Source organism: Roseateles hydrophilus, assembly GCF_026712245.1.
Lineage (GTDB): Bacteria > Pseudomonadota > Gammaproteobacteria > Burkholderiales > Burkholderiaceae_C > Pelomonas > Pelomonas hydrophilus.
The window spans coordinates 954,550-969,754 of the sequence record NZ_JAPPUY010000002.1 but is presented as its reverse complement, the minus strand read 5'-3'; the positions used below and the strand labels follow the sequence as shown (position 1 = coordinate 969,754).

Sequence of the window (15,205 nt, the reverse complement as noted above, 5' to 3'; positions counted from 1 at the left end):
CCGAGAGAGAGTGCGCATATTCCACTACAGGTTTGGCCCCTCGGGGAATTCACGGATATGAATTGATGCAATCCCGTTGCCGATCCACAACGGCAACGTCAATGTCATGATTTGTTCATGCAGTCTGGCAGCAACCGAATGCAACCCAATAGCAACACATCCCGATTCCCAAGTCTGAGCGCGAGCGATCGTGCGCTCGCAGCGCTCGAGTCCGGCCTGAGGACAGTTTTCACCAAGACGCGCGCGTCGCGCCCCTCGCCCGCCGCGGGGATTCAGTCCGATGCCATGACCGCACACGACGCCGCGGAAGCCGGCGCGCTGATGCGCGTCAATCATGTCGGTGAGATCTGCGCCCAGGCGCTGTACCAATCGCAAGCACTGTTCGGCCGCACTGCCGACTTGCAGCAGCATTTCAAGCAGTCAGCGCAGGAGGAGCTGGATCATCTCGCCTGGACTGAGGAGCGCCTCGCCCAACTGGGCGCCCACACCAGCCACCTCGCACCCGTCTGGTGGATTGGCGCATTTGCGTGGGGCAGCTTGGCAGGCGCTGCCGGTGATCGATGGAGCCTGGGGTTCGTGGTCGAGACCGAACGCCAAGTGGAAGCGCACCTGGCCTCCCATCTCGACCGACTGCCGGCTGGCGACGCTGCGTCCCGGGCCATCGTGGAGCAGATGAAGCACGAGGAAGCCGCGCATGCCGAAGCCGCGCTCGCTGCCGGCGCCGCGCCGCTGCCCGCGCCGGTGAAAGGGCTGATGCGCCTGGCGGCCAAGGTCATGACGACCGTGGCCCACCGCGTCTGATCAGACCTCGACGACCTCGTACGAGGTGCTGATGGCTGCCGTCTTGGCCAGAATGGCGGTGGCCGAGCAGTACTTCTCATGCGACAGCCCGATCGCGCGCTCGACGATCTCAGGCTTCAAGCCCTTGCCGCTGACCACAAAGTGGAAATTGATGGCCGTGAAGACCTTGGGATCACTGGTGGCCCGCTCAGCCTTCAGCACGACCTTGCAGCCGCGCACATCGTGGCGACCGCGTTTGAGGATGAGAACGACGTCATAGGCCGTGCAGCCACCGGTACCCGCCAGCACCATCTCCATCGGCCGCGGCGCCAGGTTGCGGCCGCCACCATCGGGCGCACCGTCCATCGACAGCACGTGGCCGCTGCCGGTCTCGGCAACGAAGCTCATCCCACTCGGACCCTCGGGGCCCAGCCAACTCACTGTGCAGTCCATGCTCATCTAGAGGCAAAGCTCCAATTTTTCACAAAAAATATTGCACCGCAGCATAACTCGACGCTACACTGGCGGCACGCGAAAAAGCTTTCGCACCGATTGTCTCCTCCACCGCCTCCATGGTGGATTCAACCCGAGCTTGAAAGAGCTCGGGTTTTTTTTCGCCGAAGCCAGCGGGCGGCGCTGCACGAAGGGCCTCCCCTATCATGCGGCGCCGCAACAAAACCGCATGGAGACTCGATGAGCGCCTCGCGCCGCCGCCCGCCCGCATCCCAGGCGCCCGCGATGCTGCCGCCCGGCAGCAGCTACCTGCAGCGCATCCTGAATGCCCGGGTCTATGAAGTGGCGAAGGAAACTGACCTGACGCACGCAGCCAAATTGTCCAAACGGCTGGCCAACAAGGTCTGGTTCAAGCGCGAGGACGAGCAGGACGTGTTCAGCTTCAAGCTGCGCGGCGCGTACAACAAGATGGCGCACCTGACGACCGAGCAGCGCGCCGCCGGTGTCATCTGTGCATCTGCCGGCAATCACGCGCAAGGCGTGGCCCTGTCGGCGAAGAAGCTGGGCTGCCGCGCTGTCATCGTGATGCCACTCACGACGCCGCAGGTGAAGGTCGATGCCGTCAAGGCGCTGGGTGGGGAAGTGGTCCTGTCCGGCGAGAGCTTCACGGACGCCTACGGCCACGCCAAGGAACTGGAGGCCGCACAGGGACTGACCTTCGTCCATCCGTTTGATGACCCCGACGTCATCGCCGGCCAGGGGACCATCGCGATGGAGATCCTGCGCCAGCACCCCGGCCCCATTGACGCCATCTTCGTCGCCATCGGCGGCGGCGGGCTGATCTCCGGCGTCGCGGCCTACGTGAAGGCGCTGCGCCCCGAGATCAAGATCATCGGCGTGCAGACCACCGACTCCGACGCCATGCTGCGCTCGGTCAAGGCCGGCAAGCGCGTCACGCTGAACGACGTGGGCCTGTTCGCCGACGGCACGGCCGTCAAGCTGGTGGGCGAGGAGACCTTCCGCATCGCCCGCGAACTGGTGGACGACTACATCGTCGTCGACACCGACGCCGTCTGCGCGGCGATCAAGGACGTCTTTGAGGACACGCGCTCCATCCTGGAGCCGTCGGGCGCGATGAGCGTCGCCGCTGTCAAGCAGTACGCAGCGAGAACTGGCGCCAAGGGCCAGAACCTGATTGCCATCACCTGTGGCGCCAACATGAACTTCGACCGCCTGCGCTTCGTCGCCGAGCGGGCCGAGGTGGGCGAGCAGCGTGAGGCCCTCTTTGCCGTCACCATTCCCGAGGCGCGCGGCAGCTTCAAGCGCTTCTGCGAACTGCTGGGCCCGCGCAGCGTCACCGAGTTCAACTACCGTATCGCCGACGCGCAGGTTGCGCACATCTTCGTCGGCATCGGCATTTCCAAGCCCGACGAGGCTGCCAAGCTGGCGCGCACCTTCACAAAGGCGGGCTTCGAGACGCTGGACCTGACCAACGACGAACTCGCCAAGCAGCATGTGCGGCACATGGTGGGCGGCCACAGCGAGCTGGCGCGCAACGAGCGGCTGTACCGCTTCGTGTTCCCCGAGCGGCCGGGCGCGCTGATGAAGTTCCTCTCCAGCATGCACCCGGACTGGAACATCAGCCTGTTCCACTACCGCAACCAGGGCGCAGACCACGGCCGCATCCTGGTCGGCATCCAGGTCCCCAAGGGCAACGCCGCCGCGTTGCGCGAGTTCCTGGCAGGATTGAACTACCCGTTTGAGGACGAGACGGCCAACCCGGTCTATCGCTTGTTCCTGGGTTGAGTTGAAATCCAGGCACTTGCGTGCCACTTGTGCCATGACCGTCGCCCAACAGTCGCTGATTTCACCTACCGCCAATCCTGAACTGGAGAAAGCCCTGCGCGACCGCGTCGACCGGCGGTCGGCCATTGCCGGCGGCCTCGGCGAACTGGAACCCCTGGCCGTGCGCCTGGGCCTTGTGCAGAACAGCCTGACGCCGCGCTTCCGCGATCCCGTGCTGGCGCTGTTCGCCGCGGATCACGGCATCGTCGTCGATGGCGTGGGTGCCCAATGGGGCCGCGCCACCAAAGACCAGGTGCAGATGGCGCTGCACGCCCAACTGCCCGTCTCCGTGTTCGCGCGGCTGCAGGGCCTGCACCTGACCGTGGTGGACTGCGGCGTCGCCGACAACCTGCCGCCGCATGCCCGCCTGCTGGCCCGCAAGGTCGCGCACGGCACGCGCAATGCGCGCACGGCGCCAGCCATGAGCCTGGAGCAGGCCCATGCCGGCGTGCGCGTGGGTATGGAGATCGCCGACAACCTGCCCGGCAACGTGCTGGCCTGCGCATCCATGGGCCAGGGCTCGGCGGAATGCGCGGCGCTGGTGCTGTCGCGGCTGGCCGATCTACCGGTGCGGGACTTCGTCGTGTCCGGCCCCACCATGCGCCAGGACGACCTCGTTCACCTGCTGGACGTGCTGCACGGCGCCCAGGCCCGCCACCGCGATGCCAAGGATCCAATGGACCTGCTGGCCGCCTTCGGGGGGCATGAGCTGGCGGTGATGGTCGGCGCCATGCTGGTGGCTGCCAGCAAGCGCAGCCTCATCATCGTCGACGGCATCGCTGCCTGCGCCGCGCTCAAGCTGGCCTCGCTGATCTGCGCGCCGGTGACCGACTACGCCGTGTTCTGCCGCAGCCACGTGCACCGCGGGCTGGATGAAGCGCTGGCGCTGTTCCACGCGTCGGCGCTGCTGGAGCTCGGCATGGACAGTGCCGACGGCACCGGCGCGGCACTCGCCTGGCCCATGATCCGCTCTGCGGCAGCCCTGCTGACCGACCTGCACGAGGTGGCTGAGGCCCGGTTGTCCATGCGCCCCGAAGCGGGCGCCCAGGTGCCCACGCTGGGCGCCTGAGGGCTCAGCGCAGCGGCTGACCGCCCGGCACGGATGCGGCCAGCGGCAGCCCATACTGCGGTTGTGCACCTGCCGGCGGCGGCATTTGCTGCGGCATGGCTCCCGGCGGATTGCCTCCTAGCACCACTGGCGACGGCGTGGCCGCCATCAGCGAGCCCGTGGCAGGCGCTGCGGGCGGGCTGATCTCCAGCACCTGTTGAGGTGACTGGCCCAGCCGGCCGAGACTCGCGCTGCGGGCGCCCACGCGCAGCAGGCGCAACTCGCCGTCCACCACCGCGCCGACGCGCACCGTGCGGGCGACGCCATCCACCTCGATCAGGGCCACACCCTCGCCCGCCTCCGCGGCGCGCGCGTTGCGGGGGGCGACGACGCCCAACAACCGCAGGCGGGAGGACTGGACCTGCTCGGGCTCCTGCACGGCCTCGGGCGCCACGGTGCCGAGCAGCCGGCTCAGGTCAGCCTGCGCCGCGCGGGACTCACCCGCGGGCAGCACGGAGGCCGGCATCGGCAGCGGCCGGGCCGCCGCTTGCAACAGCCAGTAACCCACCGACAGGCCGAGCACCAGCCACACCAGAAACGCCATGAATCGAGCAACCATGGCCCATTATGATGGTCTGATTCCTGCCGTTTCATTGCCCCAGACCTTGTCCATGCCTGCCCTGCGTTCCTCCATCGCCCGCGGCTTTACGCTGATCGAACTGCTGGTGGTGCTCGTCATCATCGGCGTGCTGGCCGCGCTGGTCGTGCCCAACGTGCTGGACCGCGCCGAAGACGCGCGCATCACCGCCGCCCGCACCGACGTCAACAACCTGATGCAGGCGCTCAAGCTCTACAAGCTCGACAACCAGCGCTACCCCAGCGCCGAGCAAGGCCTGGACGCCCTGGTGCGCAAGCCCACGGCCGGCACGCCGCCGCCCAACTGGAAGAACTACCTCGAGAAGCTGCCCAACGACCCCTGGGGCCAGCCCTACCAGTACGCCAACCCCGGCGTGAAGGGTGAGGTCGATGTCTACAGCTTCGGCGCCGACGGTCGCGCTGGCGGCGAGGGCCGTGACGCAGACATCGGCTCCTGGCAGTGACGCGGGCCGGGCAGCAGGCTTCACGCTGATCGAGCTGCTGGTCGTCGTCGCGCTGGTGGCGATTGCGGCTGCCACGATCTCGCTGGCCTTGCGCGACCCGACCGAGCTGCAGCTGCAACGCGAAGCCCAACGCCTGGCGGCCCTGCTGGAGACGGCGCGTGCCGAGAGCCGCGCCTCGGGGCTGGCCGTGCGCTGGCTGCCCCAGTCACGCAAGACGGGTGAGCACTTCCAGTTCGAGGGCCTGCCCCGCACCATCCAGCTGCCCTCGCGTTGGCTGGGCGAGCCGGTCGCCGTGACCATCGCCAACGCCAATGCCGCCAACCCGGCGCTGGTGCTGGGGCCGGAGCCCATCATCCCGGCCCAGCGCCTGCGCCTGCAACTGGGCAGCCAACAGCTCACGCTGGGCACCGACGGCCTGTCGGCGTTTGACGTCGTGACCCCATGAGCACCACGGCGCAACGCGGTTTCACACTCATCGAGGTGCTGGTGGCACTGGTCATCGTGGCCATTGCGCTCGGCGCAGGCATCAAGGCGGCCGGCGCGCTGGCCAACAACGCGGACCGGCTGGCCCAGGTCAGCGCCGCGCAATGGTGTGCCGAGAACGCGTTGACGGACTTGCGGCTGAACCAGCAGTTCCCCAGCGTCGGCGAAGCGCCATTCAGCTGCGAGCAGCTGGGCCGCAGCTACACCGGCAAGCTCAGGGTCAGCACCACGCCCAACCCGGACTTCCGACGCGTGGACGCAGCCGTCCAGAACGACGAAGGCCTGCCCATGCTGACGCTGACCACCATCGTGGGGCGCATCTGATGCACGCGGCGCGCTCACGCCGCGCGGGCGGCTTCACGCTGGTGGAAGTGCTGGTGGCGCTGGTGGTCATGGCCACGATGGCGGCCATGGCCTGGCGCGGCATCGACGCCCTCGTCAAGAGCCGCGAGATCGCCCAGGCCCGCCTGTCGCAGACCGCGCGGCTGCAGACTGTCATGGCGCAGTGGGACGTGGATCTGCGCGCCGTTCAGGACAGCCATAGCAGCATCCCGCCACTGGCCTTCGACGGCGGCAACCTCGTGCTGACGCGCCAGTCCCCCGGCGGCCTGCAGGTCGTGGTGTGGAGCCTGCGCGAGGGCAGCCTTTGGCGCTGGGAGAGCCCCGCCGTGCGCACGGTGCAGGACCTCCAGGCCCAGCGCGACAGCGGCATCCAGCAACTGGCCCAGCGCAACCCGGCGCTGCGCGCCTTCGACGGCGTGGCCGGCTGGCAGTTCGCCTGTTTCTGGACTAACGCCTGGGCCAACTGCCAGTCCACCGGCAACACGGCCAGCGTGGGCCCCGCCAATCCGAACGCGACCACGCAACCGCCGTCGGGCCTGCGCATCGCGATGCAGTTCGCCGAAGGCAGCGGCCTCAACGGCACGCTCACGCGCGAGCTGGAGGTGACCGTCCGATGAAGGCCACCGCACGGCTGTCACCGCGCCGGGCGCAGGCCGGCACCGCGCTGCTGACGGCCATGATCATCGTCACGCTGATCGCCAGCCTGGCCGCCGGCATGGTGTGGCAGCAGTACCGCGCGGTGCAGGTGGAGGCCGCCGACCGCGCCCGGGCGCAGAGCGTGTGGGTGCTGCAGGGCGCGCTGGACTGGGCGAGGCTCATCCTCAAGAGCGACTCGCCCAGCGTCGACGAGCTCAACGACTTCTGGGCCACGCCGCTGGCCGAGTCCCGCCTGTCCACCTTCCTCGCGGCCGACAAGTCCACCGCCAGCGACGACGGCCCCGAGGCCTTCCTGTCCGGCTACATCGAAGACGCACAAAGCCGCTACAACCTGCGCGCGCTGCTGCCAGGGCCGCAGGTGCCGGCGGCCGAGGCCCTGGTGCTCAACCAGCTGTGCAGCCAGGTGGGCGCACCGCCAGGCACGGCGGCGCTCATCATCGACGGCCTGCGCGCCGCCTACCCTGCGCCGGCCAGCGGCGCGAGCGCGCCCACCAGCATCGCCAGCAGCGGCCCGCTGCAGCCTGCCGGCCTGGACCAGCTCACCTGGCTGGGGCTGGACACCGACACCGTGCGGCGCCTGCAGCCCTACGTGGTGCTGCTGCCCAAGGCCACGCCGGTCAACCTGAATACCGCGCCGCGTGAGGTCATCGCCGCGCTGCTCAACATCGACCTGGCCTCCGCCGAGCGCCTGGTGCAGGCCCGCAAGGGCCAGGCCTTCAAGGCAATCACCGATGCCGCCGCCCTGCTGTCGGGCAATGTGCAGATCGCCGCCGACCGCGCGTCGGTCAATTCGTCCTACTTCATCGTGACGGGCCGGCTGCGGCTGGACGAGCGCCAGCTCGAACAGCGCTCGCTCGTCGAGCGCCAGGGCAAGACCACCACCGTGCTGGCCCGCGAACGGGTCAGCCAACTGCTGGACCGCTGAGTGCTCGCACCGCCCTGGCCAGACCCGTCACAGCCCCCTCCTAGAATGCGCCGCGCCTGCCTGCCCCCATGAGCACCCTGCTGCTATTCCTGCCCCCCAGAAACCGCCTGCGCGCGGCGGAACGGGCCACGCCTGCCGCGTCCGACATGGCCCGCGCCGGCACGGCCCGCGAGTACGACTGGGCACTGACGGCCGACGGCCGCCAGATCGACCGCGAGGGCCGCTCGGCGGCCACCGCGCTGCCGGCGGCCGGCACGGTCATCGCCGTGGTCGCCGAGTCCGACGTCAGCTGGCGCCAGCTGGCACTTCCACACGCCGGCCGCCAGATGCGCGCCGCGCTGGCAGGCCGGCTGGAGGAGTCGCTGCTGGACGAGCCCGACAGCCTGCACTTCGCGCTGGCGCCCGACAGCGGCGGCGGTGACACCGCCTGGGTGGCCATCGCGTCGCGGCCCTGGCTGATGAGCCACCTGGCCGAGCTGGACGCCGCCCAGGTCTTCGTCGACCGCATCGCGCCGCTGTCCTGGCCCGACGAGGTGCCGCGCGGCCATGTCTTCGAGCCCCACGGCAGCGATGAACTGGCACTGCGCTGGAGCCATGCCGGCGGCGTGGCGACGCTGCCGCTGCAGGGCAGTCTGACGCGCCAGCTCATCGCCACTGAAGGCACGCCGGCTCCGCAGTGGACGGCCACCCCGTCCGCCGCCACGGCTGCCGAGCGCTGGCTGGGCCATGCCGTCAGCGTGCAGACCCCGGCCCAGCGCGCGCTCGCCGTCATCGACAACGGCTGGGACCTGCGCCAGTTCGAACTCGCGCCGCGCGCCCGCGGTGTGCGGGCGCTGCGTCTGTTTGCGCGCACGCTGATGCACAACCCGTGGAAGCCGGTGCGCATCGGCCTGCTGCTGCTCATCGCGGTGGAAGTGCTGGGCCTGAACTACCGCGCCTGGCATCTGCAGCGCGAGATCAGTGCGCGCCGTGACAGCCAGCGCAGCACGCTGACCGCGGCCTTCCCGCAGGTGCGCGCCGTGCTGGACGCGCCGGTGCAGATGCAGAAGCAGCTGGACCTACTGCGCACCGGCGCCGGTGCCGTCGGCGACGCGGACCTGGAAGCCCTGCTGGGCGCCGCCGCCACAGCCTGGCCGGCCGACCGCCCGCCCGCCGACGCGCTGGCCTTCGAGCCCGGGCGGCTCACCCTCGCGGCGCCGGGCTGGACCCCGCCGCAGATCGACAACTTCCGCAGCCAGCTGCAAAGCGACGGCTGGCAACTGGACGCGAGCGACGGCAAGCTGACCCTCAGCCGCGCCGCCGCGCAAGGACGACGCTGATGGCACGCCCCTCTTCCTCCGCCGGCGGCGACAGCCTCACGGCCCAGTGGCGCCAGCTGCGCACGCAGGCGCTGACGCAATGGCAGGCGCTCGGCGAGCGTGAGCGCTTCGCGCTGACCACCGCCGGTGTGCTGCTGGCCCTGCTGCTGGGCTGGGCGCTGCTGCTGGCACCGGCCTTGCGCACGCTGAAGACGGCGCCCGCCGAGCTCGACCAGCTGGAACTGCAGCTGCAGCGCATGCAGGCCCAAGCCCAGGAGGCCCGCGTGCTTCAGGCCGCACCGGCCGTGCCGCCCGCCCAGGCGCAGGCGGCGCTCACCGCGTCCGTCGAGCACCTGGGCCCGGTGGCCAAGCTCAGCCTCACGGGCGACCGCGCCGTCGTCACCTTCAACGGCATCGCACCGCCGGCCTTGCAGGCCTGGCTGGGTGAAGCCCGTGCCGCGGCGCGCGCACGCCCGGTCGAAGCGCAGCTGGCGCGTGGCCCCAAGGGCTATTCGGGCACGCTGGTGCTCAGCCTCGGAGGGGGTGCGTGATGGCCTGGTTGCAACGCAAGCACAGCGGTGACGCCGGCCTGACGGCGAACGCGCTGCCAACTGCCCGGCCCGCACGCATGGACCCGGCGCGGCGCTGGAGCATCGCCGGCCTGGTGGCGGGACTGCTGGCCGCCGTCATCGTGTTCGCACCCGCCAGTTGGCTGGCCGGCTGGCTGGCTTCGGCGAGCGCCGGCCATGTGCTGGTGGTCGACACCCGCGGCAGCATCTGGAACGGCTCGGGCGTGCTGGTGCTGACCGGCGGTGACGGCAGCCGCGATGCGGCCTCGCTGCCCGGCCGCCTGCACTGGCGTATGAGCCTGCAGGGCCTGGGCCTGCAGCTCGCCGCGCGACAGGACTGCTGCATCAACGGCGAGCTGCGCTTCCTCATCCAGCCCGGGCTGGGCCGCACCCGCATCGCGCTCGAGAACCGCGCCGACTGGCTGGCCCGCCTGCCGGCCGGCGTGCTGGCTGGGCTGGGCACGCCGTGGAACACGCTGCAACTGGGCGGTACGCTGCGGCTCACGGCGCGCGAGTTCGTGCTGGAGTCGGCACAGGGGCGCTGGCGCCAATCCGGCAGCCTGCAGCTGGAGCTGAGCAACCTGTCCTCGCGCATCTCCACGGTCGCGCCGCTGGGCAGCTACCGGCTGGACCTGAACGCTGACACCGCCACCCCGGGCTCCAGCACGCTGCAGCTGTCCACGCTGGAGGGCGCGCTGCAGCTCAACGGCGTGGGCACGCTCAACCCGGGCGGCAAGAGCCGCTTCACCGGCGAGGCCGCCGCCGCGCCGGGCCGCGAGGAAGCGCTGAACAACCTGCTGAACATCATCGGGCGCCGCCAAGGCGCGCGCTCTGTCCTGACGATCGGATGATCATGAATCTCCACCGCACCGCCACCGCCCTCGCCGCCCTGCTGCTGGCCGCCGGCAGCGCGCACGCCCAGCCCGACAACGCCAGCGTGCAGCGCGCCCGCACCAAGGGCCCGGCCGTCAAGGCCAGCTCGCCGGTGACGCTGAACTTCGTCAACGCCGACATCGAGGCCGTCACGCGCGCCATCGGCGTCATGATGGACCGCCAGATCATCATCGACCCGCGCGTCAAGGGCACCATCACGGTGTACAGCGAGCAGGCGGTGTCGGTGGGCGAGGCCTACCGCAACTACCTGGCGGCGCTGCGCGGCCTGGGCTTCACGGTGGTGGAGTCCGCCGGCTTCCTGAAGGTGCTGCCCGAAGCCGATGCCAAGCTGCAGGCCGGCTCGGTGGCGGTGGAAAGCACCAACGCCCGCGGCGACCAGATCCTCACGCAGATCTTCCGCGTGCAGCACGAGAACGCCAACAACCTGGTGGCCGTGCTGCGCCCGCTGATCAGCCCCAACAACACCATCAACGCCAACCCGGGCAACAACAGCCTGGTGATCACGGACTACGCGGACAACCTGAACCGCATCGCCAAGATCATCGCGGCGATGGACACGCCGGGCACCAGCGACATCGAGCTGGTGCCGCTGAAGCACGCCGTGGCGGCCGACCTGGCGCCGCTGGTGCAGCGCCTGGCCGATGGCGGCCAGACCGCGGCAGCCGCCGTGCCGGGCCAGAGCAGCAGCGCCGTCAACGTGCTGGTGGACCCGCGCTCCAACGGCCTGATCCTGCGCGCCAGCAACCCGGCCCGCCTGGCCGCCGTGCGCGCCATGGTCGACAAGCTGGATCAGCCCAGCGCCGACGGCGGCGGCAACCAGATCCGCGTCGTCTACCTGAAGAACGCCGACGCCACCAAGTTGGCCACCGTGCTGCGCGCGGCCTTCAGCGCGGGCTCGTCCAGCAGCGCGGGCGGTGGCAACAGCACCAGCAGCGGCACCGGCGGCCTGGCCGGCGCGGGCACCAGCTTCGGCGGGCAGACCAACACCACGACGACCACCACCAACAGCAGCACCAGCGCGACCGGCCTGTCCTCGGCGGCCACCTCGCCGCTGAACGCCTCGGCCGGCCCGTCCACCGGCGGCTTCGTGCAGGCCGACCCGTCCACCAACTCGCTGATCATCACGGCCGCCGAGCCGCTGTACCGCCAGGTACGCGCCGTCATCGAGCAGTTGGATGCGCGCCGCGCGCAGGTCTATGTCGAGTCGCTGATCGTCAAGATCGACAACACCAAGGCCGGCCAGTTCGGCGTGCAGTGGCAGAACATGTTCGGCAAGAGCGGCGACGCCACCATCTACGGCGCCGGCACCAACTACGGCACCGGCCTGGCCAACATCATCAACGCCACCGGTGCCGTGGCCAACGGCACCTCGGGCGTGACGACGGCACTGGCCAGCGCCTCTGCGCCCACCGGCCTGAACATCGGCCTGCTGAAGAAGTTCGGCAGCCTGTACACGCTGGGCGCGGTGGCCAACTTCTTCGAGAGCCAGAGCGGCGCCAACGTGCTGTCCACGCCCAACCTCGTGTCGCTGGACAACGAGGAGGCCCGCATCGTCATCGGCCAGAACGTGCCCTTCGTGACCGGCTCCTACGCCAACACCGGCTCCAGCACCGGCGGCACGGTCAACCCGTTCACCACCGTGGACCGCAAGGACGTGGGCCTGACGCTGAAGATCAAGAGCCAGATCGGCGAAGGCGGCACGGTGCGCATGGTGGTCTACCAGGAGAACTCCTCCGTCGTGCCCGGCAGCAGCGGCACGCAGGGTCCGACGCTGGACAAGAGCGCCATCGAGACCTCGGTGGTCGTGGACGACGGCGACATCATCGTGCTTGGCGGCCTGATGAAGGACGAGTACACCGACGGCGACGACGGCGTGCCGGGCCTGTCCAAGATCCCGGTGCTGGGCAACCTGTTCAGCAGCAAGAACCGCAAGCGCGTGAAGACCAACCTGATGGTCTTCCTGCGCCCGGTGGTGCTGCGCACGGCGGACGGCGCCAACGAGCTGACGCTGGGCCGCTACGACAGCATCCGCGCGGTGCAGCAGGGCGCACAGCCGGGCAAGAGCGTGCTGCTGCCCGACACCGGCGCGCCCGTGCTGCCCGAGGCCAAGACGCCGGCCGCCAAGCCCGCGCCGCAGCAGTAAGAACGGCCCCGCAGCCATGGCCATGCCCCGCCACCCCCTGCCCTATGCCTTCGCCAAGGCCCACCGCGTGCTGCTGGAGGACGACGGCAGCGCCCTGACGCTGTGGGCCGCGCCCGATGTGGACTGGGCCACGCTGTCCGAAGTGCAGCGCCTGTACGCCGTGGACCGGCTGGAATCCGAGCCTGCCAACACGCTGGCCGAGCGCATCAGCGCCGCCTACGCCGGCAGCGAGAGCAGCGCGGCCACGGTGGTGGGCGAGGTCGAGAGCGCCGTGGACCTGAGCCGCATGATGCAGGACCTGCCCGCCGTGGAAGACCTGCTGGAAGCCGCCAACGACGCGCCCATCATCCGCATGCTCAACGCGCTGCTGACGCAGGCCGCCAAGGACGGCGCGAGCGACATCCACATCGAGCCCTACGAGCGCAGCAGCTCGGTGCGCTTCCGCGTCGACGGCACGCTGCGCGAGGTGGTGCAGCCCAACAAGGCACTGCACGCGGCGCTGATCAGCCGGCTGAAGATCATGGCCGAGCTGGACATTGCCGAGAAGCGCCTGCCGCAGGACGGCCGCATCTCGCTGCGCATCGGCGGCCGAGCGATCGACGTGCGCGTGTCCACGCTGCCGTCGGCCCACGGCGAGCGCGCCGTGCTGCGCCTGCTGGACAAGAGCGAATCCAAGTTCACGCTCGAAGGCCTGGGCATGGACGGCAGCGTGCTGTCGGCCTTCAAGCGCCTGGTGCAGCAGCCGCATGGCATCGTGCTCGTCACCGGCCCCACGGGCTCGGGCAAGACGACCTCGCTGTACGCGTCGCTGCAGACGGTGGACACCAGCACCACCAACGTGCTGACGGTGGAAGACCCGATCGAGTACGAGCTGCCCGGCATCGGCCAGACGCAGGTCAACGCCAAGATCGACCTGACCTTCGCCAAGGCCTTGCGCGCCATCCTGCGCCAGGACCCGGACGTCATCATGATCGGCGAGATCCGCGACTACGAGACCGCGCAGATCGCCATCCAGGCGTCCCTCACGGGCCACCTCGTGCTGGCCACGCTGCACACCAACGACGCGCCCAGCGCCGTCACGCGGCTGACCGACATGGGCGTGGAGCCCTTTCTGCTCAGCAGCTCGCTGCTGGGCGTGCTGGCGCAGCGCCTGGTACGCCGGCTGTGCCCGGTGTGCAAGACGCAGGATGAACACCAGCGCTGGCACCCCGTGGGCTGCGAGGCCTGCGGCCACACCGGCTACAAGGGTCGCACCGGCGTCTACGAACTGATGGTGGCCGACGACGCCGTGCGCAGCCTCATCCACAACCGCGCCGCCGAGAGCGCGCTGCTGGCCGCGGCACAGGCCGCCGGGCTGCGCTCCATGCGCGAGGACGGCGAACGGCTGATCGAGGCTGGCATCACGTCGCTGGAGGAAGTCCTCCGCGTGACCCGAGAGGGTTGACGTGCCCGCCTACAAGTACGAAGCCCTCACCGACGCCGGCCGCCAGAGCAGCGGCCTGATCGAAGCCGACAACCCGCGCGCTGCGCGCGCCGCCGTGCGCGCCCAGGGGCTGACGCCGCTGTCCATCGAGCCGGTGCAGCAGCATGGCGCGCCGGAGTCCAGCCGCTTCACGCGCCGCGTGTTCAGCACCACGGCGCTGGCTGTCTGGACGCGCCAGCTCGCCGGCCTGGTGGGCTCGGGCCTGCCCATCGAGCGGGCGCTGACGGCGCTGGCCGACGAGAGCGAGGACGGGCGTCAGCGCGAGCTCATCAGCCAGCTCAAGGCCGAGGTGAATGCCGGCTCGGCGTTCGCGCGGGCGCTGGCCACGGCGCCGCGTGAGTTCGACGACGTCTACCGCGGCGTGGTGGCGGCCGGCGAGCAGAGCGGCGCGCTGGGCCAGGTGCTGGAGAAGCTGGCCGACGACCTGGAGGCCAGCGAGGACCTCAAGGGCAAGCTCGTCGGCGCCATGGCCTACCCGGCCATCATCTCGGCGATCTCGGTGCTGATCGTGATCTTCCTCGTCACCTACGTGGTGCCGCAGATCGCCACCGTGTTCACCAGCTCCAAGCGCGCACTCCCGGCGCTGACCGTGGCCATGCTGGCGATCAGCGACTTCGTGCGCACCTGGGGCTGGGCGCTGCTTGCGGCCACCGTGGGCGGCGCGCTGCTGCTGCGCCAGGCGCTGAAGGCACCCGCCTTCCGGCTGCGCTTCGACGCGGCGCTGCTGGGTGTGCCGCTGATCGGCCGGCTGGCGCGCGGCTACAACGCGGCACGCTTCGCCGGCACGCTGGCCATGCTGGCCTCGGCCGGCGTGCCCATCCTGAAGGCGCTGCAGGCGGCGGCCGAGACGCTGTCCAACCGCGCCATGCAGGCCGACGCGCTGGACGCGCTGGTGCAGGTGCGCGAGGGCGCGCCGCTGGGCTCGGCGCTGGCCGGCAAGAAGCGCTTCCCCGGCATCCTGGCCATGTTCGCGCGGCTGGGCGAGCAGACCGGCCAGTTGCCTGAGATGCTGAGCCGCGCCGCGCGCCAGCTCAGCGTGGAAGTGACGCGCCGCTCCATGGCCGCCGCCACGCTGCTGGAGCCGCTGCTCATCGTCGCCATGGGCGCCATCGTGCTGCTCATCGTGCTGGCCGTGCTGCTGCCCATCATCCAGCTCAACACCTGGGTGAAATAGCATCGGGGCCA

The 15,205-nt window shown here is 70.1% G+C and carries 16 protein-coding genes; 14 read left to right on the top strand and 2 right to left on the bottom strand.

Annotated elements, in window-relative coordinates:
* Nucleotides 1-117 precede the first annotated feature (117 nt).
* Complete coding sequence (gene coq7, locus NYO99_RS11495) at nucleotides 118-801, top strand: 2-polyprenyl-3-methyl-6-methoxy-1,4-benzoquinone monooxygenase (protein WP_268167315.1); 684 nt, start codon at nucleotides 118-120, stop codon at nucleotides 799-801.
* On the opposite strand, the gene NYO99_RS11490 is transcribed toward coq7, so the two are convergent.
* Nucleotides 802-1,233: an OsmC family protein gene (locus tag NYO99_RS11490; RefSeq protein WP_268167314.1), complete on the bottom strand. Its 432-nt coding sequence runs from the start codon at nucleotides 1,231-1,233 to the stop codon at nucleotides 802-804. It abuts the gene before it with no gap.
* A gap of 285 nt (nucleotides 1,234-1,518) precedes the next feature.
* Here NYO99_RS11490 and ilvA point away from each other — a divergent pair, with 285 nt between their 5' ends.
* Nucleotides 1,519-3,039, top strand: coding sequence for a threonine ammonia-lyase, biosynthetic (ilvA, locus tag NYO99_RS11485; protein ID WP_268167383.1), 1,521 nt, complete (start codon nucleotides 1,519-1,521; stop codon nucleotides 3,037-3,039).
* A gap of 34 nt (nucleotides 3,040-3,073) precedes the next feature.
* The gene (locus NYO99_RS11480; RefSeq protein WP_268167313.1) at nucleotides 3,074-4,147 is read left to right on the top strand and encodes a nicotinate-nucleotide--dimethylbenzimidazole phosphoribosyltransferase; all 1,074 of its coding nucleotides are present in this window, start codon (nucleotides 3,074-3,076) and stop codon (nucleotides 4,145-4,147) included.
* 4 nt (nucleotides 4,148-4,151) lie between these two features.
* Here the strand turns inward: NYO99_RS11480 and NYO99_RS11475 are convergent, their stop codons facing one another.
* Nucleotides 4,152-4,745: a hypothetical protein gene (locus NYO99_RS11475; protein WP_268167312.1), complete on the bottom strand. Its 594-nt coding sequence runs from the start codon at nucleotides 4,743-4,745 to the stop codon at nucleotides 4,152-4,154.
* A 52-nt stretch (nucleotides 4,746-4,797) separates the two neighbouring features.
* Between NYO99_RS11475 and gspG the strand changes: the two genes are divergently transcribed.
* The 11 genes from gspG to gspF all read left to right on the top strand — a co-directional run bounded on the left by gspG (nucleotide 4,798) and on the right by gspF (nucleotide 15,194).
* On the top strand, nucleotides 4,798-5,226 hold the full coding sequence (gene gspG / locus NYO99_RS11470) for a type II secretion system major pseudopilin GspG (protein ID WP_268167311.1): 429 nt from the start codon (nucleotides 4,798-4,800) through the stop codon (nucleotides 5,224-5,226).
* Nucleotides 5,198-5,671: a prepilin-type N-terminal cleavage/methylation domain-containing protein gene (locus NYO99_RS11465; RefSeq protein WP_268167310.1), complete on the top strand. Its 474-nt coding sequence runs from the start codon at nucleotides 5,198-5,200 to the stop codon at nucleotides 5,669-5,671. The genes gspG and NYO99_RS11465 overlap by 29 nt, the downstream gene beginning before the upstream one ends.
* A complete protein-coding gene (gspI, locus tag NYO99_RS11460; RefSeq protein ID WP_268167309.1) occupies nucleotides 5,668-6,033 on the top strand; it encodes a type II secretion system minor pseudopilin GspI in 366 nt (121 codons plus the stop codon). The genes NYO99_RS11465 and gspI overlap by 4 nt, the downstream gene beginning before the upstream one ends.
* Nucleotides 6,033-6,668, top strand: a complete 636-nt coding sequence (locus tag NYO99_RS11455) for a PulJ/GspJ family protein (RefSeq protein WP_268167308.1) — start codon at nucleotides 6,033-6,035, stop codon at nucleotides 6,666-6,668. Before gspI ends, NYO99_RS11455 begins: the two co-directional genes overlap by 1 nt.
* The gene (gene gspK / locus NYO99_RS11450) at nucleotides 6,665-7,633 is read left to right on the top strand and encodes a type II secretion system minor pseudopilin GspK (RefSeq protein ID WP_268167307.1); all 969 of its coding nucleotides are present in this window, start codon (nucleotides 6,665-6,667) and stop codon (nucleotides 7,631-7,633) included. The genes NYO99_RS11455 and gspK overlap by 4 nt, the downstream gene beginning before the upstream one ends.
* 68 nt (nucleotides 7,634-7,701) lie before the next feature.
* A complete protein-coding gene (gene gspL / locus NYO99_RS11445) occupies nucleotides 7,702-8,952 on the top strand; it encodes a type II secretion system protein GspL (RefSeq protein WP_268167306.1) in 1,251 nt (416 codons plus the stop codon).
* Nucleotides 8,952-9,482: a type II secretion system protein GspM gene (gene gspM, locus NYO99_RS11440; protein WP_268167305.1), complete on the top strand. Its 531-nt coding sequence runs from the start codon at nucleotides 8,952-8,954 to the stop codon at nucleotides 9,480-9,482. Before gspL ends, gspM begins: the two co-directional genes overlap by 1 nt.
* Complete coding sequence (gene gspN, locus NYO99_RS11435) at nucleotides 9,482-10,351, top strand: type II secretion system protein N (protein WP_268167304.1); 870 nt, start codon at nucleotides 9,482-9,484, stop codon at nucleotides 10,349-10,351. The genes gspM and gspN overlap by 1 nt, the downstream gene beginning before the upstream one ends.
* Nucleotides 10,352-10,353: 2 nt before the next feature.
* The gene (gspD, locus tag NYO99_RS11430; protein ID WP_268167303.1) at nucleotides 10,354-12,537 is read left to right on the top strand and encodes a type II secretion system secretin GspD; all 2,184 of its coding nucleotides are present in this window, start codon (nucleotides 10,354-10,356) and stop codon (nucleotides 12,535-12,537) included.
* 22 nt (nucleotides 12,538-12,559) lie between these two features.
* On the top strand, nucleotides 12,560-13,981 hold the full coding sequence (gspE, locus tag NYO99_RS11425) for a type II secretion system ATPase GspE (RefSeq protein WP_268167302.1): 1,422 nt from the start codon (nucleotides 12,560-12,562) through the stop codon (nucleotides 13,979-13,981).
* 1 nt (nucleotide 13,982) lies between these two features.
* A complete protein-coding gene (gspF, locus tag NYO99_RS11420) occupies nucleotides 13,983-15,194 on the top strand; it encodes a type II secretion system inner membrane protein GspF (RefSeq protein ID WP_268167301.1) in 1,212 nt (403 codons plus the stop codon).
* Nucleotides 15,195-15,205 lie beyond the last annotated feature (11 nt).

What these genes read in the sequence shown, in the direction of transcription:
- coq7 (WP_268167315.1), top strand. Translation starts at nt 118, where the DNA reads ATGCAGTCTGGCAGCAACCGAATGCAACCCAATAGCAACACATCCCGA.
- NYO99_RS11490 (WP_268167314.1), bottom strand. Translation starts at nt 1,233, where the DNA reads ATGGACTGCACAGTGAGTTGGCTGGGCCCCGAGGGTCCGAGTGGGATG.
- ilvA (WP_268167383.1), top strand. Translation starts at nt 1,519, where the DNA reads ATGCTGCCGCCCGGCAGCAGCTACCTGCAGCGCATCCTGAATGCCCGG.
- NYO99_RS11480 (WP_268167313.1), top strand. Translation starts at nt 3,074, where the DNA reads ATGACCGTCGCCCAACAGTCGCTGATTTCACCTACCGCCAATCCTGAA.
- NYO99_RS11475 (WP_268167312.1), bottom strand. Translation starts at nt 4,745, where the DNA reads ATGGTTGCTCGATTCATGGCGTTTCTGGTGTGGCTGGTGCTCGGCCTG.
- gspG (WP_268167311.1), top strand. Translation starts at nt 4,798, where the DNA reads ATGCCTGCCCTGCGTTCCTCCATCGCCCGCGGCTTTACGCTGATCGAA.
- gspI (WP_268167309.1), top strand. Translation starts at nt 5,668, where the DNA reads ATGAGCACCACGGCGCAACGCGGTTTCACACTCATCGAGGTGCTGGTG.
- NYO99_RS11455 (WP_268167308.1), top strand. Translation starts at nt 6,033, where the DNA reads ATGCACGCGGCGCGCTCACGCCGCGCGGGCGGCTTCACGCTGGTGGAA.
- gspK (WP_268167307.1), top strand. Translation starts at nt 6,665, where the DNA reads ATGAAGGCCACCGCACGGCTGTCACCGCGCCGGGCGCAGGCCGGCACC.
- gspL (WP_268167306.1), top strand. Translation starts at nt 7,702, where the DNA reads ATGAGCACCCTGCTGCTATTCCTGCCCCCCAGAAACCGCCTGCGCGCG.
- gspM (WP_268167305.1), top strand. Translation starts at nt 8,952, where the DNA reads ATGGCACGCCCCTCTTCCTCCGCCGGCGGCGACAGCCTCACGGCCCAG.
- gspN (WP_268167304.1), top strand. Translation starts at nt 9,482, where the DNA reads ATGGCCTGGTTGCAACGCAAGCACAGCGGTGACGCCGGCCTGACGGCG.
- gspD (WP_268167303.1), top strand. Translation starts at nt 10,354, where the DNA reads ATGAATCTCCACCGCACCGCCACCGCCCTCGCCGCCCTGCTGCTGGCC.
- gspE (WP_268167302.1), top strand. Translation starts at nt 12,560, where the DNA reads ATGCCCCGCCACCCCCTGCCCTATGCCTTCGCCAAGGCCCACCGCGTG.